This window comes from Actinomadura decatromicini (assembly GCF_008121305.1).
GTDB classification, from domain to species: Bacteria; Actinomycetota; Actinomycetes; order Streptosporangiales; family Streptosporangiaceae; genus Spirillospora; species Spirillospora syzygii.
In genome coordinates this window covers 346321-367436 of record NZ_VSRQ01000002.1, presented here as the reverse complement: position 1 = coordinate 367436, position 21116 = coordinate 346321, and the positions used below count along the sequence as shown (strand labels likewise).

At 69.4% G+C, this 21116-nt stretch carries 30 protein-coding genes and 1 pseudogene; 17 read left to right on the top strand and 14 right to left on the bottom strand.

What is annotated here, in order from left to right:
- The first annotated feature begins 57 nt into the window (after window positions 1-57).
- Together FXF68_RS09345 and FXF68_RS09340 are read left to right on the top strand one after the other, a co-directional pair.
- Complete coding sequence (locus FXF68_RS09345; RefSeq protein ID WP_148758541.1) at window positions 58-834, top strand: alpha/beta fold hydrolase; 777 nt, start codon at window positions 58-60, stop codon at window positions 832-834.
- Window positions 835-913: 79 nt separating this feature from the next.
- A complete protein-coding gene (locus FXF68_RS09340; RefSeq protein ID WP_148758540.1) occupies window positions 914-1702 on the top strand; it encodes an SDR family NAD(P)-dependent oxidoreductase in 789 nt (262 codons plus the stop codon).
- Here FXF68_RS09340 and FXF68_RS09335 read toward each other — a convergent pair.
- Window positions 1699-2088 carry a nuclear transport factor 2 family protein gene (locus tag FXF68_RS09335; protein WP_148758539.1) on the bottom strand — a complete coding sequence of 130 codons (390 nt, stop codon included), beginning with the start codon at window positions 2086-2088 and terminating at the stop codon, window positions 1699-1701. The two genes, FXF68_RS09340 and FXF68_RS09335, sit on opposite strands and share 4 nt — an antisense overlap.
- Window positions 2089-2172: 84 nt before the next feature.
- Here FXF68_RS09335 and FXF68_RS09330 point away from each other — a divergent pair, with 84 nt between their 5' ends.
- Genes FXF68_RS09330 through FXF68_RS09320 form a run of 3 tightly spaced genes read left to right on the top strand, consistent with a single transcriptional unit; the run spans window position 2173 to window position 3420 of the window.
- Window positions 2173-2634, top strand: coding sequence for a MarR family winged helix-turn-helix transcriptional regulator (locus FXF68_RS09330; protein WP_148758538.1), 462 nt, complete (start codon window positions 2173-2175; stop codon window positions 2632-2634).
- Entirely contained in the window at window positions 2631-3146 is a 516-nt protein-coding gene (locus FXF68_RS09325; protein WP_222869873.1) for a GNAT family N-acetyltransferase, read from the top strand. The genes FXF68_RS09330 and FXF68_RS09325 overlap by 4 nt, the downstream gene beginning before the upstream one ends.
- A gap of 25 nt (window positions 3147-3171) precedes the next feature.
- Window positions 3172-3420, top strand: coding sequence for a hypothetical protein (locus tag FXF68_RS09320; protein ID WP_148758537.1), 249 nt, complete (start codon window positions 3172-3174; stop codon window positions 3418-3420).
- On the opposite strand, the gene FXF68_RS09315 is transcribed toward FXF68_RS09320, so the two are convergent.
- From FXF68_RS09315 to FXF68_RS09305, 3 genes are read right to left on the bottom strand one after another with little or no spacing between them, the layout of a single operon-like run.
- On the bottom strand, window positions 3395-3610 hold the full coding sequence (locus FXF68_RS09315) for a hypothetical protein (protein WP_148758536.1): 216 nt from the start codon (window positions 3608-3610) through the stop codon (window positions 3395-3397). The two genes, FXF68_RS09320 and FXF68_RS09315, sit on opposite strands and share 26 nt — an antisense overlap.
- A complete protein-coding gene (locus FXF68_RS09310) occupies window positions 3607-3978 on the bottom strand; it encodes a hypothetical protein (protein WP_148758535.1) in 372 nt (123 codons plus the stop codon). Before FXF68_RS09310 ends, FXF68_RS09315 begins: the two co-directional genes overlap by 4 nt.
- Window positions 3960-4352 (bottom strand): ATP-binding protein, encoded by a 393-nt coding sequence (locus FXF68_RS09305; RefSeq protein ID WP_148758534.1) that lies wholly within the window; start codon window positions 4350-4352, stop codon window positions 3960-3962. The genes FXF68_RS09310 and FXF68_RS09305 overlap by 19 nt, the downstream gene beginning before the upstream one ends.
- Window positions 4353-4506: 154 nt before the next feature.
- Here FXF68_RS09305 and FXF68_RS09300 point away from each other — a divergent pair, with 154 nt between their 5' ends.
- From FXF68_RS09300 to FXF68_RS09290, 3 genes are all read left to right on the top strand, one after another.
- Window positions 4507-5322, top strand: a complete 816-nt coding sequence (locus FXF68_RS09300; RefSeq protein WP_148758533.1) for a helix-turn-helix domain-containing protein — start codon at window positions 4507-4509, stop codon at window positions 5320-5322.
- Complete coding sequence (locus FXF68_RS09295; RefSeq protein WP_148758532.1) at window positions 5319-5498, top strand: DUF397 domain-containing protein; 180 nt, start codon at window positions 5319-5321, stop codon at window positions 5496-5498. The genes FXF68_RS09300 and FXF68_RS09295 overlap by 4 nt, the downstream gene beginning before the upstream one ends.
- A 116-nt stretch (window positions 5499-5614) precedes the next feature.
- A complete protein-coding gene (locus tag FXF68_RS09290; RefSeq protein ID WP_342787112.1) occupies window positions 5615-5803 on the top strand; it encodes a DUF397 domain-containing protein in 189 nt (62 codons plus the stop codon).
- 176 nt (window positions 5804-5979) lie between these two features.
- Here the strand turns inward: FXF68_RS09290 and FXF68_RS09285 are convergent, their stop codons facing one another.
- Window positions 5980-6450: a hypothetical protein gene (locus FXF68_RS09285; protein WP_187437827.1), complete on the bottom strand. Its 471-nt coding sequence runs from the start codon at window positions 6448-6450 to the stop codon at window positions 5980-5982.
- Window positions 6451-6622: 172 nt separating this feature from the next.
- Here FXF68_RS09285 and FXF68_RS09280 point away from each other — a divergent pair, with 172 nt between their 5' ends.
- From FXF68_RS09280 to FXF68_RS09270, 3 genes are all read left to right on the top strand, one after another.
- Window positions 6623-7033 carry a RidA family protein gene (locus FXF68_RS09280; RefSeq protein ID WP_148758529.1) on the top strand — a complete coding sequence of 137 codons (411 nt, stop codon included), beginning with the start codon at window positions 6623-6625 and terminating at the stop codon, window positions 7031-7033.
- A gap of 93 nt (window positions 7034-7126) precedes the next feature.
- The gene (locus FXF68_RS09275; protein WP_425458591.1) at window positions 7127-7630 is read left to right on the top strand and encodes a SigE family RNA polymerase sigma factor; all 504 of its coding nucleotides are present in this window, start codon (window positions 7127-7129) and stop codon (window positions 7628-7630) included.
- Complete coding sequence (locus FXF68_RS09270; RefSeq protein WP_148758527.1) at window positions 7620-8843, top strand: TolB-like translocation protein; 1224 nt, start codon at window positions 7620-7622, stop codon at window positions 8841-8843. The genes FXF68_RS09275 and FXF68_RS09270 overlap by 11 nt, the downstream gene beginning before the upstream one ends.
- Window positions 8844-8860: 17 nt before the next feature.
- Here FXF68_RS09270 and FXF68_RS09265 read toward each other — a convergent pair whose 3' ends face one another.
- Window positions 8861-9634 (bottom strand): class I SAM-dependent methyltransferase, encoded by a 774-nt coding sequence (locus tag FXF68_RS09265; RefSeq protein WP_246178568.1) that lies wholly within the window; start codon window positions 9632-9634, stop codon window positions 8861-8863.
- 62 nt (window positions 9635-9696) lie between these two features.
- Complete coding sequence (locus FXF68_RS43740) at window positions 9697-10581, bottom strand: hypothetical protein (protein ID WP_246178566.1); 885 nt, start codon at window positions 10579-10581, stop codon at window positions 9697-9699.
- 638 nt (window positions 10582-11219) lie between these two features.
- Between FXF68_RS43740 and FXF68_RS09255 the strand changes: the two genes are divergently transcribed.
- Both FXF68_RS09255 and FXF68_RS09250 read left to right on the top strand, forming a co-directional pair.
- On the top strand, window positions 11220-11801 hold the full coding sequence (locus FXF68_RS09255; protein ID WP_148758525.1) for a carboxymuconolactone decarboxylase family protein: 582 nt from the start codon (window positions 11220-11222) through the stop codon (window positions 11799-11801).
- A 69-nt stretch (window positions 11802-11870) separates the two neighbouring features.
- Window positions 11871-12167, top strand: coding sequence for a DUF6191 domain-containing protein (locus FXF68_RS09250; RefSeq protein ID WP_187437826.1), 297 nt, complete (start codon window positions 11871-11873; stop codon window positions 12165-12167).
- Window positions 12168-12210: 43 nt separating this feature from the next.
- On the opposite strand, the gene FXF68_RS09245 is transcribed toward FXF68_RS09250, so the two are convergent.
- The 4 genes from FXF68_RS09245 to FXF68_RS09230 form a co-directional block, all read right to left on the bottom strand.
- Window positions 12211-12726, bottom strand: a complete 516-nt coding sequence (locus FXF68_RS09245; RefSeq protein ID WP_148758523.1) for a GNAT family N-acetyltransferase — start codon at window positions 12724-12726, stop codon at window positions 12211-12213.
- A gap of 57 nt (window positions 12727-12783) precedes the next feature.
- The gene (locus FXF68_RS09240) at window positions 12784-13332 is read right to left on the bottom strand and encodes a DUF1707 SHOCT-like domain-containing protein (protein ID WP_148758522.1); all 549 of its coding nucleotides are present in this window, start codon (window positions 13330-13332) and stop codon (window positions 12784-12786) included.
- 18 nt (window positions 13333-13350) lie between these two features.
- Complete coding sequence (locus FXF68_RS09235) at window positions 13351-14226, bottom strand: NmrA family NAD(P)-binding protein (RefSeq protein WP_148758521.1); 876 nt, start codon at window positions 14224-14226, stop codon at window positions 13351-13353.
- A 78-nt stretch (window positions 14227-14304) separates the two neighbouring features.
- Window positions 14305-14910, bottom strand: coding sequence for a TetR/AcrR family transcriptional regulator (locus FXF68_RS09230; protein ID WP_148758520.1), 606 nt, complete (start codon window positions 14908-14910; stop codon window positions 14305-14307).
- 82 nt (window positions 14911-14992) lie between these two features.
- Between FXF68_RS09230 and FXF68_RS44625 the strand changes: the two are divergent.
- Together FXF68_RS44625 and FXF68_RS09225 are read left to right on the top strand one after the other, a co-directional pair.
- Window positions 14993-15226, top strand: a pseudogene (locus FXF68_RS44625) (Gfo/Idh/MocA family oxidoreductase); the annotation flags it as partial.
- A 55-nt stretch (window positions 15227-15281) separates the two neighbouring features.
- Window positions 15282-16070 (top strand): Gfo/Idh/MocA family protein, encoded by a 789-nt coding sequence (locus FXF68_RS09225; RefSeq protein WP_246178564.1) that lies wholly within the window; start codon window positions 15282-15284, stop codon window positions 16068-16070.
- 83 nt (window positions 16071-16153) lie between these two features.
- Here FXF68_RS09225 and FXF68_RS09220 read toward each other — a convergent pair whose 3' ends face one another.
- Complete coding sequence (locus FXF68_RS09220) at window positions 16154-16579, bottom strand: MmcQ/YjbR family DNA-binding protein (RefSeq protein ID WP_148758519.1); 426 nt, start codon at window positions 16577-16579, stop codon at window positions 16154-16156.
- A gap of 10 nt (window positions 16580-16589) precedes the next feature.
- Window positions 16590-17942 (bottom strand): replicative DNA helicase, encoded by a 1353-nt coding sequence (dnaB, locus tag FXF68_RS09215; RefSeq protein WP_148758518.1) that lies wholly within the window; start codon window positions 17940-17942, stop codon window positions 16590-16592.
- 339 nt (window positions 17943-18281) lie between these two features.
- On the opposite strand from dnaB, the gene FXF68_RS09210 reads away from it, so the two are divergent.
- Together FXF68_RS09210 and FXF68_RS09205 are read left to right on the top strand one after the other, a co-directional pair.
- Entirely contained in the window at window positions 18282-19610 is a 1329-nt protein-coding gene (locus FXF68_RS09210) for an MATE family efflux transporter (RefSeq protein ID WP_148758517.1), read from the top strand.
- Window positions 19611-19713: 103 nt separating this feature from the next.
- Complete coding sequence (locus tag FXF68_RS09205; protein WP_052357975.1) at window positions 19714-19902, top strand: hypothetical protein; 189 nt, start codon at window positions 19714-19716, stop codon at window positions 19900-19902.
- A gap of 11 nt (window positions 19903-19913) precedes the next feature.
- Here the strand turns inward: FXF68_RS09205 and FXF68_RS09200 are convergent, their stop codons facing one another.
- Window positions 19914-20744, bottom strand: coding sequence for a peptidoglycan recognition protein family protein (locus FXF68_RS09200; protein WP_425458590.1), 831 nt, complete (start codon window positions 20742-20744; stop codon window positions 19914-19916).
- Window positions 20745-21116: the final 372 nt, after the last annotated feature.

The following is a 21116-nucleotide window of genomic DNA, read 5'->3' as shown; positions in this document are numbered from 1 at the left end:
GTCCTAGCCAAGGCGGTCCGCTCCTCATCGGCGTCCAGCGCGGGCAGCGTTGGGGGCATGGCAGAAATCACCGTTGGCAAGGCCCGTATCTCCTACCGGACCGAGGGCTCCGGCCCGCCGGTCGTGCTCGTCCACGGCGTGGGCCCCGGCTCGTTCATGTGGGACGGGATCCTCGACCGCTTCACCGGCCGCAACACCGTGCACCTTCCCGACCTCTCCGGCAGCGACTCCGCCTCCGACGACGGCGCCCCGCTCACGATCGAGACCCTCGCCGAGCAGGTCAGCGCCGTGATCGAGGACGCCGGGACGGGTCCGGCCGACGTCGTCGGCTTCTCGCTCGGCGCGCCCACGGCCGCCGCCGCTGCCGCGCTGCGCCCGGACCTCGTCCGCCGCCTCGTCGTCGCCGCCGGGTGGGCCCACGCGGAGGACGTGTACATCCAGCAGCTGGTAGCCCTGTGGCTAAGCATCGCGGACTCTCCCGAAGGGTTCGGACGCCTAGGAACGCTCACTTCCTTTGCCCGCCCCCACCTGAACGAGATCGGCTACGAGGCCGCAGAGGGTTCGCACGGCTTCATGCAGCCCAACGACGGGCGCCTACGCCAACTCGACCTGGTCCGGCGGGTCGACGTCCGTCCGCTGCTGTCGCGCATAGAGGCACCCACGCTCGCCATCGGTTGCACGCGCGACCAGACGATCCCCGTCGAGAACCATCGCGACCTAGGCAAGCTCATCGCGGGCAGCGACTACGCCGAACTCGACACCGGACACGTCGCGCTCATGGAACGACCCGACGAATTCGCGAAACTCATCCAGGACTTCTTCGCCCGCCCCTAGCCGGACGAACCGGGTAGTCGGGATACCAGGGTGGATGAACCCTGGTTACCGTGCGCGCGCGCCGAGCACGATGGACCATATGCGTCCCATCGAAGAGCAGACCATTCTCATCACCGGCGCGACGGACGGACTGGGCCGCGCACTGGCCGCCGAGCTCGCCGCCGAAGGCGCGACGGTCCTCGTTCACGGACGGGACGACCAGCGCGGCAAGGCGACCTTGCAGGAGATCGGCGGCCGGGCGTCCTGGTACCGCGCGGACCTGTCGTCCCTGGACGAGACACGCGCGTTGGCGGAGGCGGTCAGGGCCGACCATCCGCGGCTGGACGTCCTGGTCAACAACGCTGGCATCGGCGCAGACGGGCCACGACGAGAAAGCGCGGACGGTCACGAACTGACGTTCCAGGTGAACTACCTGTCCGGATATCTGCTCACCCGGCTGCTTCTACCGACCCTCATCAGCTCGGCCCCAGCACGCATCGTCAACGTGAGCAGTCTCGGTCAGCAGGCCATCGACTTCGACGACGTCATGCTCCACCACGGCTTCAGCGGGATACGCGCCTACTGCCAGAGCAAACTCGCACAGGTCCTTTTCACCATCGATCTGGCGGACGAGCTGGCCGGGACGGGCGTCACGGCCAACGCACTACACCCGGCCACCTACATGCCGACGAAAATGGTGTCCTCGCCGATAAGCACCCTGAAGGAGGGGGTCCGCGCGACCCACCGCCTTGTGACCGACCCAGCGCTGGACGACGTGTCAGGACGTTTCTTCAACGGTCTCCGGGAGTCCCGCGCCGACGACCAGGCGTATGACCCGGCCGCCCGCGCGCAACTCCGTGCCCTCTCCGAGAAACTCACCTCCGCTTAGGCGGCGTTGGCGATTTCCCACACCGGACGTCCGACCTGGACGCGCGAGATCCGCCAGCCGTCGTCCGCCCTGACGGCGCTCAGCTCATAGCGCTCGCCCAGCAGCCGCGGCCCCTCCTCGTTGGCGAACACGACAAGGAGGTTCGCCTGGATGACGGCGCGGTCGCCGTCCAGCTCGATGAGCTTGTTGGTGATGAAGTGCTGCGTGGGCACCTTGTGGTTCTTCTGTGCCTGCGCGATCAGCGCCTTGACGCCCTTCGCGACGCCGCCGAGGGTGCGCGCCTCGGCGTCGTCGGTGAAGAGCGCGAGCCCGGTTTCGGGGGCGCCCTCGTCCAGCCACAGCCCGAGGCGACTGGCCAGCGCGGACAGCTCTGCACGGTCGTTCATCACAACTCCATTGGTTGAGCCAACATTGGCGAGACCAACGATACATATCGTTGGCCCAACCAACAACCCCGTACACTGATCCGCATGATGACGGCCGACGCCCAGCCGCCCGCACGCGTCAGGAACGCCGCGAGCTGGCTGATCAACATGGTGTCCGCGCACAGCCAACGCCTGGTCGGGGACGGTTTCGCCGCCGCGGGTGCACGCGGCTACCACTACCGGCTGCTCGCCGCGCTCGACGAGTACGGGCCGTCCAGCCAGGCCACGCTGGGCCGCCACACCGGCATCGACCGCAGCGACGTCGTCGCCGCGCTCAACGAGTTGGCCGCGAAGAAGCTGGTCGAGCGGGCGCCCGACCCGTCCGACCGGCGGCGCAACATCATCACCCTCACCCCGGACGGCGCCCGCCACCTCGCAAAATTGGATGAGGTCCTCACCGGAATCCAGGATGATCTTCTGGAGCCGCTCGACCCGTCCGAACGCGCCCAGCTCACGGCCCTGCTGACCCGGCTGGCCGACCACCACGCGAAAAGGAGTCGCCTATGACGTCCACCGGCCTGCGCTTCGTGGAAATCCCCGCGGCCGCGATGACCGCCCTGCTGGACGGCGACCTCGCCGCCGCGAGCGCCGCCGCGGGAGTCACGCTCACCGACTATTTCCTCACCGACGAGGCCATATTCCTTTGGCGGCTCCGCCTTGAGCAGCTCGCACACGACCCGGAGATCGCCTCCTGGATCGTCCGCGCCGCCGTTTCGGAGAGCGACGGGGCCGTCGTCGGATATGCGGGATTCCAATCACCTCCCGACCCGGATGGGACGGTCGAGATCTCCTATTCCGTCGATCCCGCGCACCGCCGCCGCGGCCACGCCCGCGCGATGCTCGCCGCGATGCTGGAAAGGGCGGCGGCCGAGCCGTCCGTGAAGACCGTCCGCGCGACGATAAGCCCGGACAACGAGGCGTCCCTCGCGACGATCGCGGGCCACGGCTTCACCCACGTCGGCGAGCAATGGGACGAGATCGACGGCCGCGAACTCATCTATGAGCGCCCCGCCCGCTGATCCAAGTTTATGGTTAGGTGGTCGGGTGATTCCGATCTACACGACCGACGGCGTCCAGACCGCGGGCGCCGGACCCGTCGAACAGGCATGGCCGGTGTGGTGCGAGAACACCGAAATCGGCAACGGCCTCGACGAACTGGCGAAGTCCGCGGCGCAACGCGGCGCGCACGCGATCATCGCCCTGCGGATCAGCACCTACTTCAACAGTTACGTCACGCGGACCAAGCACGTGTTGCTCGGCACCGCCGTCATCCTGGGCGCCCCGTCCGACTGACCCGCCCGCCCTCGGTCAGGAGGTGGACGGCTCGCCGCGCCGCGTCCGGATCGGCGGCGGCGAGCCGCGTCATCAGCCCGTCGAGATCACCGGATGAAATGGCGGCCCGCCAGTTCCCGTGCGCGTCCCGCGTGATCACCCACTCGGGAAAGAGCCGCTGGACCAGCAACAGCGCGACGGCCTCGTTCATCGGGCGGACGACCGCTCCTTGAGGAATTCGTCCACGGTCTCCGCCGCCCATTCGGCGTCCCCGCACGGGCAGAACCAGCCGCCCCGCCCGCGCGCCGCCTCGTAATAGCTCCAGAGGCCGTGCGGAACCGCCAGCACGCACAGCGTCATGGCGATATCAGCGCCGTAGATCCGCAGCAGTGGGACCCGGACCGGGACCACGTCCGGCTCATAGGTCTTCACGCACCGCCATCCGCGCCGCTCAAGTGGCGGAACAAGCGCGTCCAGATAGGCCATGACGATGTCCCGGTTCCGCAGCGCGCGCCATTCCAGGTACCGATGCTGGACGGCCCGGCGCACCCGGTAGCGGATCAGTGCAGTTTGGCCCACGTGATTTTCCCTCCTTCGTTCAGAGGACGGACGCCCCACGCCCGCACCAGTTCCGCCACCAGCAGCAGCCCCCGGCCGGACGTGGCGGTGCAGTCCGCCGCCGGGATGAAGGGCAATTTCGCTCCGCCGTCCCACACCTCCACCACGGGGAGGCGGTCGCGCTCGTCCACGAACACGCGCACGACGATCCGCCCCTCCCCGTGCACATAGGCGTTGGTGACCAACTCGCTCACCACGAGCCGGCCTATTTCATCGTCCGCGATCCCCCACTCCGCGAACCGCGCCGCCACAAACCGCCGCGCCCTCCCCGCCGCCCGCCCGTCCGGTTCCAGGACGAGCGTCGGGACTTCAGGGGCCAGCACCGCAGGAGACATAAGAATCACCTCGGGGAAGTCTTCGATCAACTGTTCCCCAGCGTCCCCTGCGGCAGGATTCCGAGTGAGGCAAAACCCGTGGTCACGCACATAATCGCGACACTGCGTTCATTGCCGTTCATCATTCGGTGACCACCCGGTCGGAGGAGTCGACATGCCGCAACGCCCGAAGCGCCTGACCCCCTCAAGCGGCCCGCTGGACCTGTTCGGGTCCGAGGTCCGCCGCTACCGGCAGTTGGCCGAACTGTCCCTCGCCCAGTTCGCCGACAAGATCCCGTTCGCCGCGTCCACCATCGGGGAGATCGAGCGCGGCGAGACGAGCTGCGACCGCGTCTTCGCCGAGGAATGCGACCGCGTCCTGGACACTCGCGACGCCCTCGCCCACCTCCACGACGGTCTCTTCGACGGCCGCTCCGCCGCCTTCCCCGACCACTTCGCAAGGTGGCCCGACTACGAGCAAAAGGCCGAGACCCTGAGGTCCTACGAACCACTCGTCATCTATGGGTTGTTGCAGACGCCCAGCTACGCCGAGGTGCTCTTGTACGGAGATCAGCAAGCTGTACAGGGCCGGATCGACCGGCAGGCCATCCTGAACCGGGACGAACCGCCTCCACCAAGGCTGCTCTACATCCTCCCGGAGCGGGTGCTGCGTTCGAGGGTGGGCACTGCCCAGGTGATGTACGAACAGCTTTACCGGCTCGCCGACGCCATATCGCCGCGGCTGTCCGTGCAAGTGATTCCGGACGGTGCTCCGCACCCCGGCAACACAGGAGCGTTCGTCATCGCGAGCCTGCCCGGCAATCTGCGGACCGCCTACACTGCTTGCGAGCCGCGCGGCAGGATCTTGGACGGGCTCTCCGACGTTGATCAACTGCACGAGCGGTTCGCGGATATTTCCACGTACGCGCTTCCGGCCGAGATGTCGGCAGCGCTGATCAGGGAGATCGCAGACGACGTATGGAAGCCATGACCCCCCACCTCGCGTGGCGTAAAAGCAGCTACAGCAGTTCGCAGGGCGACAACTGCGTCGAACTGGCCGACCTCGGCACAGCGGTAGGCGTCCGAGACTCCAAGGACCCGGACGGCCCCCACCTACACATCACCCGCAACACCCTCCACACTCTGATCACAACCCTCAAGCGCTGACGGCCACAGCCCTGGCCCGAAATGGGCCAAGGCTAAGAACGTCACGACGAAAACGGCTTGGCGCAGGCCAGGTCTGGTCTGTTGCCGGATGAGAACGTCGCCCACAGCGAAGGGTGATGAATGCCATGGAATCCAGGCCGACATGGCGAAAGACACGCCATTCCGGCAGCGACGGCGGTCACTGCGTGGAACTCGCCCGACTCCCAGGGGGCGTCGGCATCCGCGACCCCAAGAACCCCGAAGGCCCGCGCCTCCTGATCACCCGCGACGCGCTCCGGGCCTTGGTCTCCGACCTCAAGCGCTAGGTCGAGCCCCGGACCGTCCGCGGTTGCGGCGGTGACGCTGCTGGTCGCCCGGTTCGGGAACTCCAGCGCGCTCGGCGGGTTGGCACCGCCTCCGGTGCACACGGCGGCTGTGCCTGCTTATCGGGACGTCGGCGGGCGTTGACGGTGGCGTTGTGCGGACGGGGGGTGCGGCGAGGTCACGGCTTACCTTCCTTCCTGTCCAACCGTTCGATGGAGTGGGCGTCAACTGCCTTGGCGGCCAGAGTCACCGGCCGGGAGGTGGTGTTCACACCGCGTCCTGGCTGTCCAGGGCCGCTCTTCGGGAAATGCACGATGGTGGCTGGTGGGAGGCCGAACCACTCCTTGGCGGTGCGGGTCGTCAGCAGTAGCAAAATCAGGATTCCGCTCGGAATGCTCAGCACGCCCACGACCATCGCGAGCACCCTGGAACCCCGGTAACCCCGCCAGAGTCCCTGCGCCAGCATTCCCGGAAGCGCTGCCACGACGAGCATCAACAGGGCGTACCCCAGCGCGCTCGGCTCACGATCCGCGATCGCGATGGCCACCATCCCGACCGTGAGGACGAGGAACAGAACAGCGGGTATCGAGAAGATCACCACGACGGCGATCACGCTGGCCGGGGGCCTTTGTCTCCTGCTCGGCGGCATGGCGGCAAAGTAACGCCGCCCGTCCGAGACCCCTCCCGGAAGGACACCGGCCGCTAGATGTTCAGCGGCCGACCGGTCCAGTCCCGCGTCCCGCCGGGGTCGTTAATGAGGGGCGGCGCGGTGGCGGCCTTGGCACGATGGAGCGTTCCTAGCCGATGGGAAGGGAGCGTCCATGAGTAGTGCCGTCACGTTGATCCGCTCGTCCTCGCTGTCCGACGTCGCCGAGTATGCCTACGCCGCCTCGGCGGCTCCCGGATCTCGCCTGATCTTTCTCGCCGGGGCCTGTCCGCTGGACGAGGACGGAACCACGGTGGCGGTCGGCGATTACGCAGGTCAGGCGGCGAAGGCCGTCGAAAATATGCGAATCGCCCTGGAAGATGCCGGAGCGTCCATGAGCGACGTCATCTTCACCAGGGTCCTCGTCGCGTCCAGCAAGCAAAAGGACCTGGGGGCCGCCTGGAAGGTGGTCCGCGCCGCTTTCGGTGATCACGACGTCCCCAGCACGCTGATGGGCGTCACCGTCCTCGGCTACGACGATCAGCTCGTGGAGATCGAGGCCACCGCCGCCGTCCTCGACGCCTAGGGCCACGCATCGAGTTCCTCGGAACGTGCAACAGTTCGGGCCGCCCACGCGTCCTGGGGACGATGGGAAGGGACGGCCTTGGATCACGACGGCGTGACCTACGAGGAATTCGTGACTACGCGTGCGCAGGCGCTGCTCCGTTACGGCTACGTGCTCACCGGCAACCCCGACGACGCGGCCGACCTGCTGCAAGAGGGCCTGATCAGGCTGAGCGGCGCCTGGAGCCGGGTCGTGAACAAGAACGACCCCGAGGGGTACGTCCGGACGATCATGGCCCGCCAGCACATCAGCATGTGGCGTCGGCGAAAACGTGAGCGCCTGGTCGGCGACGTCCCGGAAGGACGCTACGACGACCGCGGCCTGGAACGGGCCGAGCACGACCCGCGGCTCTGGGAGGCGCTGGCCTCGCTGCCTCGGCGGCAGCGGGCGGTGCTGGTCCTGCGCTACTACGAGGATCTGTCCGACGAGGAGATCGCGGCGATGCTCGGCATCTCGCGCGGGACGGTCCGCAGCCAGGCCGCCCGCGCGCTCGGCAAGCTACGCGCGGACTGGCGTCCGGCCGCCGCGTCCACGGCGGGAGGACACCATGACCGATGACCTGGACCGGGCGTTGCGCGCCACGCTCACGACCGCGGCGCGGCAGGCCCCGGACGTCAGGGCGGGCCTGCTCAACAGGGTGGAGAAGGCACGCCGCAGGCGCCGCCGCGTCCGGATGTCGGCGGCCGTGGCAGCGGTCGCGGTCGCCGTCGGCGGGACGGGCGCGGTCGGCGGGCTGCTGCGCTCCGATCACGACACGCCTCCCGCCGCCACCACGGCCGGGGACCTCAAGCCGGTGTCGCTCGCCCGGCTCGGCGCGCCGGTGAAACTGCGCGAACGGTGGCCGGACGCCGTCCGGAACGTCCCCGGCCGGTTGCCCAACGGGCGCGTTCTGGAACCGGTGGCACTGCTGGACGGCGGGACGCTGGTGGGAGCGACCACGTCGTCCCTGCAGAAGCCGGACAAACTGTGGTCCTACGATCTCGACGGCCGCAAGGCCCGCGTGATCACCGACATCGTCGTCCCGGGCGGGTCGAAGATCTTCGCGTCCGACTTCGCCATCGGGCAGGGCCAGGTGATCTGGTGGCTGTCGTACCGCGTGAACGGCCGCGACACGGTCGAGATCTGGGGAGCGCCGCTCGCCGGCGGCACCGCACACAAGATCATCGGGATGCGGGGCGACTCGATCACCACGCTGCTCATCGACGGCGACACCATCGTCTGGGGGATGAGCGACGGCATCCACAAAGCGCCCCTGTCGGGCGGGGCGTCCACCGTCGTCCCCGGCACCGCCGGTTACGAGATCGTCTCCTGGCCCTGGATCGGCTCGCCTGTGTACGACGGGAAAGCGTGGCCGGACGTCTTGTACCGGTCGCTGTGGAACGAGCGGACGGGAGAGCGCCGCAAGGCGGCCCTCGCACCGCTCAAAGGGACGTGGTCATGCGCGGTGACCTGGTGCGTCGGCTCCGACCCTTGGAAGAGGACCATGACCATGCAGCGCAGGGACGGAAAGGCCGGAAAGACACTGCCGCTCGACACCCCTGCGTCCCCGATGACGTTGAGCGTCATCTACGACCGGTTCATCCCCTACTTCCCCGAAGGACTCAGAACGAGGACTCACGTCCTGTACGACCTGCGGACCGGCAAGCTGATCGACACCGGGATACCGCGAACCAACGAGGTCCTCGCGCGACGGCGGAACGACCGGAACCCGCAGCGCTTCATCCAGAACGAGGCCGGGACGGCACTGATCGACTTCTCGAAGATCCCCTGAAGGCGGACGGAAGGCGCTCAGGGGCGGCGGGCGGTGACGATCCAGGCGCGGGAGTCGAACCAGACGCCGTCGTCCATCATATGCGCGGCGAGCATTTCGCGCAGGCGCCCGATCGCCCGCGTTGCGGCGGTGGCGTCCAATCGCTTGAGCGTCTCGCTGGTGCTGGTGAAGCCGCAGGCCCAGGCGAGCGCGGCGTCCACGTCATGGCCGTAGTAGACCGGCTCGCGGACGTCGGTGAAATCGACGCCGGTGAACCCCGCGTCCCTCAGAATCTGCTTCACGGACGCGGGATCGGCGAGCGAGAACGCATCCGGCCCCTGTTCCGCGTGGACGGTTTCGAGCGCCTGGTGAATGGCCTCGTCCCATTCGTTGCGTTCGTGGGACTGCCAGACCATCATCACCAGGCGTCCCCCGGACGGGCGCAGCGCCCGCCCGATATTGGTGAACGCGGCGACCGGGTCGGCGAAGAACATCGTCCCGAACCTGCTGGTCACAAGGTCGAAGCGTTCCTGCGGAAAGCTGTGGACCTGCGCGTCGGCGCACTCGAAGGCGACATTGCCCAGCCCCTCGGCCTGGGCGAGTTCGCGGGCGCGCTCAATGGCGCGAACGGAGACGTCCACCCCGAGAGCACTGCCACTCCGCGCTATCCGCGCGGCCTGCCGGGTCGTCTCCCCGGCTCCACAACCGATGTCGAGAACGTGTTCATCGACCTGAACACCGCAGGCACGGCGCAGCACCTCATTGTGCCGCCGCAGCTCGGCTTCATAGCTCGTAGGGCCGGGATCGTTCACTGGATTTCGCACCGAGGTCCCTTCAATTCGCTCACGTGACCACGATGCCACTCCGCCTTGAGTCAGGCAGCGCAGACGAGACCACTGAGCAGGTAGTACTTGGAGCGATCCGGATCGGTCCCGGTGAGTTTCCAATCGCCGTCGCCGGTCGCGCGGGGCCTGCTGGCGGTCATGTGGCTGGTGGTCACCCCCAGGTTGAACCCGGCGCTGACGGCCCTGGCGCCGTTCGGGCAGGCCCATGTGGGTCCGTCGCCGTTGTCGAACTCGTTTTCGCTTAGCCTCGTGCTCCAGACGGAGAGGTTCTGGTCGGCGCAGACGGCGTAGACGTCTAGGTCGACGGTGCCGGCGCCGTGGCTGGTGCCGCTGGCCACTGAGTAATAGACCTTGGACGAGGCCGCGAAGAAGATGTAACTGGCGTTCAGCTCGGCGCCGGGCCCCCTGGCTTCCGCTCCGGTTGCCACTATGTCCTTACCTAGCGGACAGGTGACAGCGCGGGCCTCCCCATTGGGGACCGCCGTCTCCGTCTCCTTGACGACCTCGTAGCCGGGCGGCGGAGTGGCGCACATCGCATATGAGGTCATGGTGAAGGCGTCCGTTGCCCCGGTGTTGGAACGGGCCTTGACCTGCCATCCCGCCCCGGCAACGGGCACGGTGGCGGCCACGCTGTGCCCCTTGGCGAGATCGAACCCGCCGCCGACGGGCTGCGTGCCTTCTGGGCAGCGTCCCGTCCGGGCTTCGTAGGGCGAGACCGTCCCGGTGTCCTGCACCATGCGCAGATCAGGGAGGCCGCGCTCGGCGGCCGTGGCGGGGGAGGTGTTCGCGACGAGCGCGGCGGCGACGAGGGCGAGGGCGGGGGAGCGTCGAGACAGCAAACCGGTCTCCTGTTCGGGAGGCGTTCTCGGAATCCGATCGCCGGTGAGCGTCTCACCGCCCGTCAGACGCGCCAAGGTCCCAATTTCCGGGCCGCCTGATTCGCAGCGTCCTACCGATGACGGCGGAGATTGTGGGGCCCCGCCCCCCACGGCGGCGGGAGGGCGGGGCCGGGCCATGGGATGCCGCAGTCCGTGGGCCGCCCATGGCGCGGGTCACGGCGGGGTATCCGTGACCTACATATAAGCCAGCGCCCGAGGCCGCCGAATTGTCACACTGTGCGCTGACCTCGGCATTCATGCGGGACGGGATGGGGCTCGGCGGGGCGGTGTCACGTTCGGCGGGTGGCTGACCGTCCTATACCTGGGTATCCAGTCGCCGAGGAGGGCGTTATGCCGGAGGACGAGAAGCGGGCGGCGCACCAGGATCTGGTGAATCGCGTGCTGGACGGCGAAGGGCGGGCGTCTGCGCGGCAGCGGGCGCGGGCATTCAGCAATGACGGGCTTTCGCCGCCCTTGGACGCGCTGATCGGCAAAGTCGTCGACCGGCCCGCCGAGGTCACCGAGGCGGATCTCGCGGCGGCGAAGGCGTCGGGCTGCACCGAGGATCAGATTTTCGAGCTGGTCGTCTGCGCCGCGGTCGGCCATTCCGCGCGGCTGTATGACGCCGGGTTGGTCGCCCTGGCGGAAGCGACCGCCCCCCGAGAGGCCGGGTCATGCGACTTGACATCCTCAACCACGGCTACCGTCCCGGGACCAAGGTGCTGTTCGCGGCCGTCCGGCTGTTCTCCGGGCGGCCGATGCCGGACGCCGCCAAACTCGTCTTCTACCGGCCCGACTTCTACGGGGCGCGGGCCAAGGAATTCACGCACCAGGCGATGCGCGGGCCGTCCGAGTGGTCGGTGGGCGACCGGGAATTGATGGCGGCCTATGTGTCCAAGGTGAACGAGTCCGCGTTCTGCGTCGGCGCGCACACCGCGACCGCGACACGCGCCTACCAGGACGAAGCCCGCGTCACGGCGGTTCTGGCCGACCTGGAGACGGCGCCTGTTTCCGAGCCGCTGCGGGCGACGCTGCGAATGCTGGGTGAGCTGACGCGGGAAGGGGATATCAGCGCCGAGGAGATGCGCCGGGTGCTCGCCGCCGGTGTCACGCCGCAGCAGGTCAAGGACGCGCTGGCGGTCTGCGCCGCCTTCAACACCACCGACCGGCTCGCCGACGTCTTCGGGTTTCAAATGCTCAGCCCCGAAGGTTTCGCGGCGGGGGCGAAATACCTGCTCAAGCGCGGCTACCGCTGACCTGCGGCGCGGGTGGCGCAACTCGGGGCCGTGCGGGTTCGTTGGAGCGGCATGGCCCTCATCGTCTTCATGACCATTCCCGGACTCGTGATCGGGCTGGTCGCGTTCGCCGTTCTCGACCGCGCGGGCCTATGGGCGCACCGCCGGTTCCGGCTGCCTTGGCGGCGGGACGACGGGGGCCGGCCCATCTCGGCGGTAGCGGTCGGCGAACTGGACGCCTTCTTCCAGGGCACACACCGCCACCAGCAGGACCAGCGCAATTCCTCTCTCATGATGAGGGACGACGAAGACGACAGCGCGCCTCCGTGCCGGAAAATCGACCTGGACGGCGGAACGGCGATCGTCCACCGTCCCCCGTCTAGCTGAAAGGCATTCGGACACCCGGGCCCGTCCGCGTGGACTCCGACGCCTAAGTCGGCTGCCCCTCCGCGCGCTGTCCGTAGATGTGGACGCGCTGCCCTCGGTATTCGGTGTCGCGCAGGTGCGTGTGGCCGATGCGTTCGGCCACGCCGATGGAACGGCTGTTGCCCGGCAGGATCAGGGAGATGACCTCGTCCGCCCCGAGTTCGGCGAAACAGTAGGCGACGGCCGCGCGGCCCGCCTCCGATGCGTAGCCCTTTCCCCAATGGCGGCGGGACAGGCACCATCCCACTCCGAGACCCGGGAAACCGTGCGGCCGCCACGGGCCGGCGCGTCCCACGAAAGCGCCCGTCGCCTTCTCCACCAGCGCCCAGTGCGAATATCCCCGGATCTCGCGGTGGCCGATGAACGTGGCGAGGCTGCGCCAGGCGTCCGCCGCGCCGGTGCTCACGGTTTCCGCCAATCCCGAGGCCACCTCCGGATCGGCCAGCATCTCCGCGTAATCCTCGAAATCTTCACCGGTCAAAGGACGCAGGACCAGCCGTTCCGTTTCCAGCACCGTCATGACCAGAGTGTGCGGGCTGGCGGCCCGTCCATGGAAGGGCCGCGAAGCGCTCCGCGTTCAGCGGCGGGCGTGGCGGATTTTCAAGCGGCCGAAGCCCATGGCCCCCGAAATGCGAATGGTCGGCCCGGCGCCGCCGGGACGGGCCCGCCGCGCGGCCTTGTAAAGCGTCGGCTTCCACGAGGACTGCAGGTTCTCGATGTCGACGACCGCGTCGCGCGGAACCGTTATCGTGGCGCGGCCGGTGCCGAGCCGCACCTCGATATCGACCACCGGATACTCGATGACCGCGCGGGACAGGTCCAGATGCACCCGTCCGAACGCCGACTCGACCTTGAGGTTCCGCGGCACCCGCCACGCGCCGCGCCGCTTGATCCGCCCGTTGAACGCGCCGATCGTGGACGTCGCGGGCGCCTTTTCCGCCGGGAGCGAGGTCAGCGCTTTCGCGAGCTCGTCCCGCGTTCTGGCGGAGAGCACCCGGTCGAGACGCCCGGTCATGTCCTCGTGCGAGACGCGCCCTTCCGCGTACGCGTCCTGAACGCGCCGCACGGCGTTGTCGCGGTCTTCGTCGCCGATCAGGGTCGACGGGTCTTCCGGCACATCGGGCACCACCGCACTCTAATACCGTCAGGTACGGAGCAGTGGCCGCAAATGGGCGTACGCCCAGGCCGCCAGCGTGGTCGGCGTCGTGGTCACGACGTCGCGCGGCTGCTCAGGGACCAGGTCGCGCGTCCCGGCCGCCATCCCGACGATGCCCTCCACCGCGCCGGACGGCAGCCCGGCCGACCGCAGCGCCGCGCGGACGTCGTCGTCGCCGACCACCTCCAGCCGGATCTTCCGCCCGACCGCGTCGGACACGATCTCCGCGACCTGCGCGAAGCTCAGATGCTCGGGCCCGTGGACGCCCTGCACGACGCGGCCCGTCCACGCCTCGTTGAGCAGGCGCGCGGCGGCGACGTCCCCGATGTCGCGCGGATCGACCCAGGCCATGGGCGCGTCCGGCCGGAACGACGTGGTCAGGACGCCGCGGGCCAGGCCGTCCAGGTCCATCAGCAGGTTCGTGAAGAAGTAGCCGCAGCGCAGGTGAAGCGTGTCGGCGCCGGTCGCGTCGAGCCGCTCCTCGATCCGCGCCAGCGCGTCGATGTGCCCGGCCCCGTGCCGCAGCTCCGCGCCGACGCTGCTCAGCAGGACGACCCGTCCGACCTCCCCCGCCCCGGCGACGTCGATCAGCCCGGACGCCGTCCGCTCCGAGGTCTCGATCGGGTTCTCGGACGTGGGCGGAGTGGGGTCGACCCAGAAGACCGTCCGCGCACCGGACGTCGCCTCCCGGACGAACCCGGCGTCGGTCAGGTCACCGCGCCGGACGTCGACACGTTCGCGGGTCGCGTCGTCCAGCCGGGCCGGGTCGCGGACCAGCACGCGCGGCCGGAGCCCGGCCTGCAACAGCAGCCGGACCACCCGGGATCCGACATGTCCGGTCGGAGTGGTGACGACGATCGTCATCGTGAAGCCCCCCTCGTAGGTCGTGTCGTCCAGGCACGGTACGAACCAACGCGGTCAGGAGCTGGCCGCGTTCGCCCCCTATTCGGAACCCATGCCCGGCGAAGGACGCAGACCGTCGAGGATGATGCCGAGGTTGCGCCGCCATTGGTCCGGCTTGGCGCTGAGCCCGATCGTGTGGTCGGACGGGATCGCCGTGGCCAGCACGAACGGGACATCGCTCCAGTCGAGATCGCCGCGGATCGCCCCGGCGCCCTGCGCCCGCGCGACCAGATGCCGCACCTCCCGGCGAAGCCGATCGATATGCGGGTCAAGGTCTAGATCGCACGCCCCGGACAGGGCGTCGTGCAGGCCGCAGCTCGACGCGCGCAGCCGCACGTAGGACTCGGCGAAGTCGACGAAGGCGGTCCAGGGGTCGTCGGCGGCGCGCGCCCGGACGGCCAGCTCGGTCATCTCGGTGATCGTGTCGATGAGGATCGCGGACAGCAGCGCGTCCAGCGACGGAACGCGCCGGTAGAGCGTGCCGAGGCCGACCCCGGCGCGCTGGGCGACGTCGCGCGTGGTGATCTCCAGGCCCTCTTCGTCCAGGGCGGCGCGGGCGGCGGCCACCAGGCGCTCCGCGTTGCGGCGCGCGTCGGCCCGCAGCTTCGTGCCGCCAGGGGCGAGCAGGGCGTCGACCGCGGTCATGCCCGCCAGGCTAGCCGAACCGGGTCATGATGTTCCAGTTATGCTATAAACGGAACACCATGACCCAGTTAGGAGAACGTCGATGACCCGTCCGATCAACGTCGGCATCGTGGGAGCCAGTCCGGGCCAGGGCTGGGCGCCGCGCGCCCACATACCGGCGATCGACTCCATTCCGGACGTGGCGCTCACCGCGGTCGCGACCACCCGGACCGAGACCGCGCGGGCCGCCCGCGACCTGTTCGGCGCCCGCCACGCCTTCACCGACGCCGCCGACCTCGCCCGGCACCCCGACGTGGACCTCGTCGTCGTCACCGTCAAGGTCCCCGCGCACGTCGAACTCGTCACGGCCGCGCTGGACGCGGGCAAGCACGTTGTACTGCGAGTGGCCGCTGACCCGCACGTCCGCCGAGGCCCGCGCCCTGAGCACGGCCGCGGACGCGGCCGGCGTCCGCACCGCGGTCGGCCTCCAGGCGCGCTTCGCCCCCGCCGCCGTCCGCATGCGCGAACTGCTCGGCGAGGGCGCGATCGGCGACGTCCTGTCCGCGACGCTCTACAGCGCGCGGGCCAGGGGCGCGGACGTCGACGTCCCCGCCCGGTCGGCCTACACCTTCGACGCCGCCAACGGCGCCGGCCTCCTCGACGTGCTCGGCGGACACGCCCTCGACCTGGTGCAACACGTGCTCGGCCCGATCACCGACCTCACCGCGCGGACCGCCCTGCGCAGCCCGGACCACCGCGTCGCCGAAACCGGCGAACCCGTCAAGGTCACCGCCCCCGACCAGCTCCTCGCCATCGCGGGCCTCGGCTCCGGCGCCGTCATGTCGATCCACCTGCACGACGCCGAATCCGGGCCGCCGCGCACCCGGCTGGAGATCACCGGGACGGACGGCAGCCTCGCCCTCACATCCGCACCCGAAACGGACCCGTGGGCCGCCCAACTCCAGATCGGACGCCTCGATCTCTTCATCTCGCGCTCGGGTGCCTGGGAGCCGGTCGCGCTCGACGCCCACGACTCCGCCGGGCTGCCGACGCAGGCGTCCAATGTCGCGCGCCTTTACCGGCACCTGATCGCCGACCTGCGCGACGGCGGCCACCGCGTGCCCGATTTTCACGAGGCTCGCGCGCTCCACGAACTGCTCGAACGAATTCCCAGGGACTAGGGCTCGGGGTGCTCGCGAAGCCAGGTGCTCGCGAAGCCAGGGCTCGGGATGCTCGCGAAGCCAGGTCTCAGGGTGCTCGCGAGCTAGGGCTCTGGGTGCTCGCGAAGCCAGGTCTCCGCGCGCCGCCGCGACGCCCGCGACAGCCAGGCGTCCTGGACGACCTCCCTGACCTCCCGCAACGTGAGCTCACCGACCTGGCCCCCGCGCAGCAGCACCGACGGATGCCCGTTGAAATGGGGCGTGGTGAAGAACGGCGAGCTCTCGTCCTGGACCATGGCCTGCTTGTCGGACTCGGACGGCACCCAGAACACGATCACGTCCGTATAGCGCTCGCCCGTCTCCGGGTCGAACGCGTCAGGACGGGCCGTGCGGAAGAACACGAACGACTTGCCGCCGACCTGGTAGATCGGGTTGCCGCCCTTGCCGTGCTCGACCGTGACGTGGGGCATGCCGAGCGCCAGGTCGTGCACGTCCTCGACCCGGGCCCGCCGCTCCTCACCGGCCGCCATGCCCACCCGCCTACTGAGCCATGTCGACGAAACGGCTGTAATGCCCCTGGAACGCGACCGTGACGGTGGCGGTCGGCCCGTTACGGTGCTTGGCCACGATCAGGTCGGCCTCCCCCGCCCGCGGCGACTCCTTCTCATAGGCGTCCTCGCGGTGCAAAAGGATGACCATGTCCGCGTCTTGCTCGATACTGCCCGATTCACGAAGGTCGGACACCATGGGCTTTTTGTCGGTTCTCTGTTCGGGGCCTCGGTTGAGCTGCGACAACGCGATGACCGGGACGCCCAGCTCCTTCGCGAGGAGCTTCAGCGAACGGGAGAACTCCGACACCTCGACCTGGCGGCTCTCGACCCGTTTCCCGGACGACATCAGCTGCAGATAGTCGATGATGACCAGGCGCAGGTCGTGCTGCTGCTTGAGCCTCCGGCACTTGGCGCGGATCTCCATCATCGACATGTTGGGCGAGTCGTCGATGAACAGGGGGGCCTCGGCGACCTCGCTCATCCGGCGGGCGAGGCGCGTCCAGTCCTCGTCCTGCATGGTGCCGGACCGCATCGCGTGCAGCGCCACCCGCGCCTCGGCGGACAGCAGCCGCATCGTGATCTCGTTGCGGCCCATCTCCAGGCTGAAGAACACCGACGTCAGCCCATGCTTGATCGACGCCGCCCGCGCGAAGTCGAGCGCCAGTGTGCTCTTCCCCATGGCGGGCCTTGCGGCGACCACGATCATCTGGCCCGCGTGGAGGCCGTTGGTGAGGGCGTCGAGGTCGGCGAAGCCGGTGGGGCAGCCGACCATCTGGCCGCCGCGGCTCCCGATCGCCTCGATCTCGTCCAGGGCGCCGGGCATGATCTCGCTGAGGGAGATGTAGTCCTCGCCGGAGCGTTTCTCCGCGATCGCGAAGACCTCGGCCTGGGCGCGGTCGAGCACCTCGTCGGCGTCCGCCCCGTCGGCGGCGTAGCCCATCTGGACGATGCGGGTGCCGGTCTCGACCAGCCGCCGCAGGATCGCCCGCTCGTGGACGATCTTCGCGTAGTACCCGGCGTTGGCGGCGGTCGGCACCAGCGAGATGAGGGTGTGCAGGTAGGGGGCACCGCCGATGCGTCCGATCTCGCCGTTCTTGGTCAGCTCGCCCGCGACCGTGACCGCGTCGGCGGGGTCGCCGCGGCCGTAGAGGTTGAGGATGGTGTCGTAGACGATCTGGTGCGCCGGACGGTAGAAGTCGGGCGTGCGGAGCATCTCGACGACCTCGGCGATGGCGTCCTGGGAGAGGAGCATGCCGCCGAGTACGCCCTGCTCGGCCGAGATGTCGTGCGGCGGGGTGCGTTCGAACTCGGGTTCGGACGGTCCAATCTCGGCCACGCTCACCGTCGCACCCCCTTCATCACCGGTCGCCGGCGCCCCGTCCGCCTCATCGCCGACCGTTCATCCCACGTCTATCCGAAGCGTCTGACATTCTCCCGAGCCCACGCGGTCGCGAGCAACGCGTCCTGTGGACGAGCCTGTGGAGTCCCTGTGCAGACACGCCGTTCCGGTTGTGCACGACTTGTGGATAACTCTGTGGACGGCCGGAGAGAATTTCCAACCTCTACCTCGTTGACCTGCATGGACGTCGTCCACCGGCTGTGCGGGAAAATTAGTTCGCCGTCCAGGGCGATGTAAGGCTTGAAGTTTTTTCGAAAGTTACGGCCTGGTACCCTCGGCGCGGTGACGACCCCTCGGCGAACGCTCGCGCGCGCACACGACCGCGAGATCCTCCGCCTCGCCGTGCCCGCCTTCGGCGCGCTCGTCGCCGAACCCCTGTTCCTGCTGTCCGACTCGGCGATCGTCGGGCACCTCGGCACCGCGCCGCTCGGCGGGCTCGGAGTCGCCGGACAGGCCCTGAACACCCTGGTCTACCTGTGCGTATTCCTTGCCTACGGGACGACCGCCGGGGTCGCGCGGCAGGTCGGCGCCGGTGATCTGCGGGCCGCCGTCCGGCAGGGGATCGACGGCATGTGGCTCGCGCTCGCCATCGGCGTCGGGCTGATCGTGGTCGGCTGGCCGCTGATCCCGCTGATCGTGGACGCTTTCGGCGCGTCCCCGGCCGTCGCGCCGTTCGCCGAAACCTACCTCCGGGTGAGCCTGTTCGGGATCCCGTCGATGCTGATCGTCCTCGCCGGGACGGGCGTGCTGCGCGGCCTCCAGGACACCCGCACGCCCCTCCTCGTGTCGGTCGGCGGATTCTCGCTGAACCTGCTGCTCAACGTGCTGTTCGTGATCGTCCTGGACTGGGGGATCGCGGGGTCGGCGTGGGGCACCGTGCTCGCTCAGACGGGCAGCGCCGCCGTGTACGTGGTGGTCGTGCTGCGGGCGGCGCGGCGGCACGGCGCTCAGGTACAGCCCGATCTGGACGGGTTGAGGACGTCCGCCACGGCGGGTTTCGGCCTCCTCGTGCGGACGGCCGCGCTGCGCGTCGTTCTCATCGTCGGGACGTCCGTCGCTGCGCGGATGGGCGACCAGGAGATCGCCGCCTACCAGGTCGGATTCCAGGTGTGGACGCTCCTCGCCTTCGCCCTCGACGCCATCGCGATCGCGGGGCAGGCGATCACCGGACGGTATCTGGGCGCGTCCGACACCGGCGCGACGCGGGCCGTCACGCGGCGGATGGTGGCGTGGGGCGTCGGCTGCGGCGTCGTGTTCGGACTGGTGATCGTCGCCGTCCGGCCGTGGCTGCCCGACCTGTTCACCTCGGACGGCGGCGTCCGCGACCTGCTGCTCGCGTCGCTGCTGGTGGTGGCGCTGCTGCAACCGGTGGCGGGGGTGGTCTTCGTCCTCGACGGGATCCTGATCGGGGCCGGGGACGGCGCCTACCTCGCCCTGACGACGCTGATCGCGACGGCCGTGTTCCTGCCCGCGGCGATCGTCCTCTACCGGGCGGACGCGGGTCTCACCGGACTCTGGGCGGCGATCGGGCTGTGGATGCTCACCCGGATGATCACTCTCGGCCTGCGCGCCCGCGGCGACCGCTGGCTGGTGACCGGGGCCGTCCGCTGACCAGCGCGTTCAGCCGGCAGAGCCGCGCCTGCTCGGGACGGCTCTCCGTCGAATTTCCGCGAACCGCACCCGCACCGGCCGCCACACTCGCTACTATTCGAACATGTGTTCCACACACGGCGAGCGGATGGCCCGGCTGACACAGGCGATCGACGACCTGGCGGCGGAGGGCCTGGCCGGGCTGCCTCCCGAGACCCTGGTGGAACGGGTGGCGGGCATCTGGTCGCTGGTCGAGGGCATCGACCCGGAGATCGCCCGCCGCCGCACCCGCTACACGACCCCGGAGACCTGATGCCCGGCGGCTCAGGTCAGGTCGTCGATCGACGGCAGGACGGGGAACCCGGAGTCGTCCGTGGAGTTCTCGGGTCCCTGCTGAGACTCGTCCGTCGGCTCCTGATCGGGCGAGCCGCCGAGACGCGCCGACACGGACCTGCGCAGCGCCGGCAACTTCGCGTACAGGGCGTCCCCCGGGCAGGCCGTGTTGTTGAGGTCGCGATGCCCGACGATCGCCTTGCGCGGTTCCAGGTCGTACGCGCGGCAGAGCCACACGCACACTTCCACCAGCGAGTGCCACAGGCGTCGCGGGACGGCCCTGCTGGAGTACGTGCCCTCGTTCTCGATCCCGATGGTGTGCGAGTTGTGGTGCAGCACCTGCGCGCCGACCGCGAGGTCCCGTGCCCGGACAGCCCTCAAGCTGCGGTTACGGCCTTCCATCACGATGCCGCCCCGGCTGATGGTGAGCTGCTGCCCGGCGTCGTCCCAGCCGTTCCTGTTCATGTGGAACGACTGGATGAACCGCGACAGCGCGAACGCGTGCGCGAGGGAGGTGTCCCTCGAATTCGCCGTGGCCGTGTGGTGGATGACGATGTGGTCCGGCCGCCGGTTCAGCACCTTCGCCGGACGCCGTGCCGGACGCGCCCTCCACTGCGCGCGGGTGTAGACGCGCGGGGCGTCCGCCGTGAAGCGGTCGCCGTCCGCGGACCCCCAGATCGGAGGATCGTCCGCCATGGCGGCGTTCTGGACGGGCAGCCCCAGGGACAGCACCTCCAGCAGCCCGGCGCCCACCACGCCCCCGATGACCGACCGGCGCGTCACCGGCCAGCTGTCCGCGGAATTGCCCGAACAGGCGACCACCGCCACTCCCCTCGCTCCGCGCTTCCATGATCACGGAACGTGATGACCGGTCTGTCGCCCCCCGAAACACTGGGCGGTTCGCGGACGTTTCACATGAAACCCCAAGCCTGAAACCCCGGCGTGGCCCGCCAATGCCCCACCCTTGCCCAAGAAATTCCATCCCTCCCACCGCCCGCGCCGACCTTCGTCGCCGTTGAGGGCCGCGTCCCATCCGGCCCCGACTTCCCATCCCGGCCCGGCGGCAACGCGCCTTTCGGCAGGTTCTCGGTGGGAAGCGAGCGGCCCCCGCCGCCCTGGAGGGCCGTGCCCCATCCGGCCCCCGCTTCCCATCCCGGCCCCGCGGCAGCAGCGCCATTCCCAGAGGTTTTCGGT

Bases quoted from the DNA above. Each gene is read 5' to 3' on its own strand.
- FXF68_RS09345 (WP_148758541.1), top strand. From the start codon at position 58: ATGGCAGAAATCACCGTTGGCAAGGCCCGTATCTCCTACCGGACCGAG.
- FXF68_RS09340 (WP_148758540.1), top strand. From the start codon at position 914: ATGCGTCCCATCGAAGAGCAGACCATTCTCATCACCGGCGCGACGGAC.
- FXF68_RS09335 (WP_148758539.1), bottom strand. From the start codon at position 2,088: ATGAACGACCGTGCAGAGCTGTCCGCGCTGGCCAGTCGCCTCGGGCTG.
- FXF68_RS09330 (WP_148758538.1), top strand. From the start codon at position 2,173: ATGATGACGGCCGACGCCCAGCCGCCCGCACGCGTCAGGAACGCCGCG.
- FXF68_RS09325 (WP_222869873.1), top strand. From the start codon at position 2,631: ATGACGTCCACCGGCCTGCGCTTCGTGGAAATCCCCGCGGCCGCGATG.
- FXF68_RS09315 (WP_148758536.1), bottom strand. From the start codon at position 3,610: ATGAACGAGGCCGTCGCGCTGTTGCTGGTCCAGCGGCTCTTTCCCGAG.
- FXF68_RS09305 (WP_148758534.1), bottom strand. From the start codon at position 4,352: ATGTCTCCTGCGGTGCTGGCCCCTGAAGTCCCGACGCTCGTCCTGGAA.
- FXF68_RS09300 (WP_148758533.1), top strand. From the start codon at position 4,507: ATGCCGCAACGCCCGAAGCGCCTGACCCCCTCAAGCGGCCCGCTGGAC.
- FXF68_RS09295 (WP_148758532.1), top strand. From the start codon at position 5,319: ATGACCCCCCACCTCGCGTGGCGTAAAAGCAGCTACAGCAGTTCGCAG.
- FXF68_RS09290 (WP_342787112.1), top strand. From the start codon at position 5,615: ATGAATGCCATGGAATCCAGGCCGACATGGCGAAAGACACGCCATTCC.
- FXF68_RS09285 (WP_187437827.1), bottom strand. From the start codon at position 6,450: ATGCCGCCGAGCAGGAGACAAAGGCCCCCGGCCAGCGTGATCGCCGTC.
- FXF68_RS09280 (WP_148758529.1), top strand. From the start codon at position 6,623: ATGAGTAGTGCCGTCACGTTGATCCGCTCGTCCTCGCTGTCCGACGTC.
- FXF68_RS09270 (WP_148758527.1), top strand. From the start codon at position 7,620: ATGACCGATGACCTGGACCGGGCGTTGCGCGCCACGCTCACGACCGCG.
- FXF68_RS09255 (WP_148758525.1), top strand. From the start codon at position 11,220: ATGCGACTTGACATCCTCAACCACGGCTACCGTCCCGGGACCAAGGTG.
- FXF68_RS09250 (WP_187437826.1), top strand. From the start codon at position 11,871: ATGACCATTCCCGGACTCGTGATCGGGCTGGTCGCGTTCGCCGTTCTC.
- FXF68_RS09245 (WP_148758523.1), bottom strand. From the start codon at position 12,726: ATGACGGTGCTGGAAACGGAACGGCTGGTCCTGCGTCCTTTGACCGGT.
- FXF68_RS09235 (WP_148758521.1), bottom strand. From the start codon at position 14,226: ATGACGATCGTCGTCACCACTCCGACCGGACATGTCGGATCCCGGGTG.
- FXF68_RS09230 (WP_148758520.1), bottom strand. From the start codon at position 14,910: ATGACCGCGGTCGACGCCCTGCTCGCCCCTGGCGGCACGAAGCTGCGG.
- FXF68_RS09220 (WP_148758519.1), bottom strand. From the start codon at position 16,579: ATGGCGGCCGGTGAGGAGCGGCGGGCCCGGGTCGAGGACGTGCACGAC.
- FXF68_RS09205 (WP_052357975.1), top strand. From the start codon at position 19,714: ATGTGTTCCACACACGGCGAGCGGATGGCCCGGCTGACACAGGCGATC.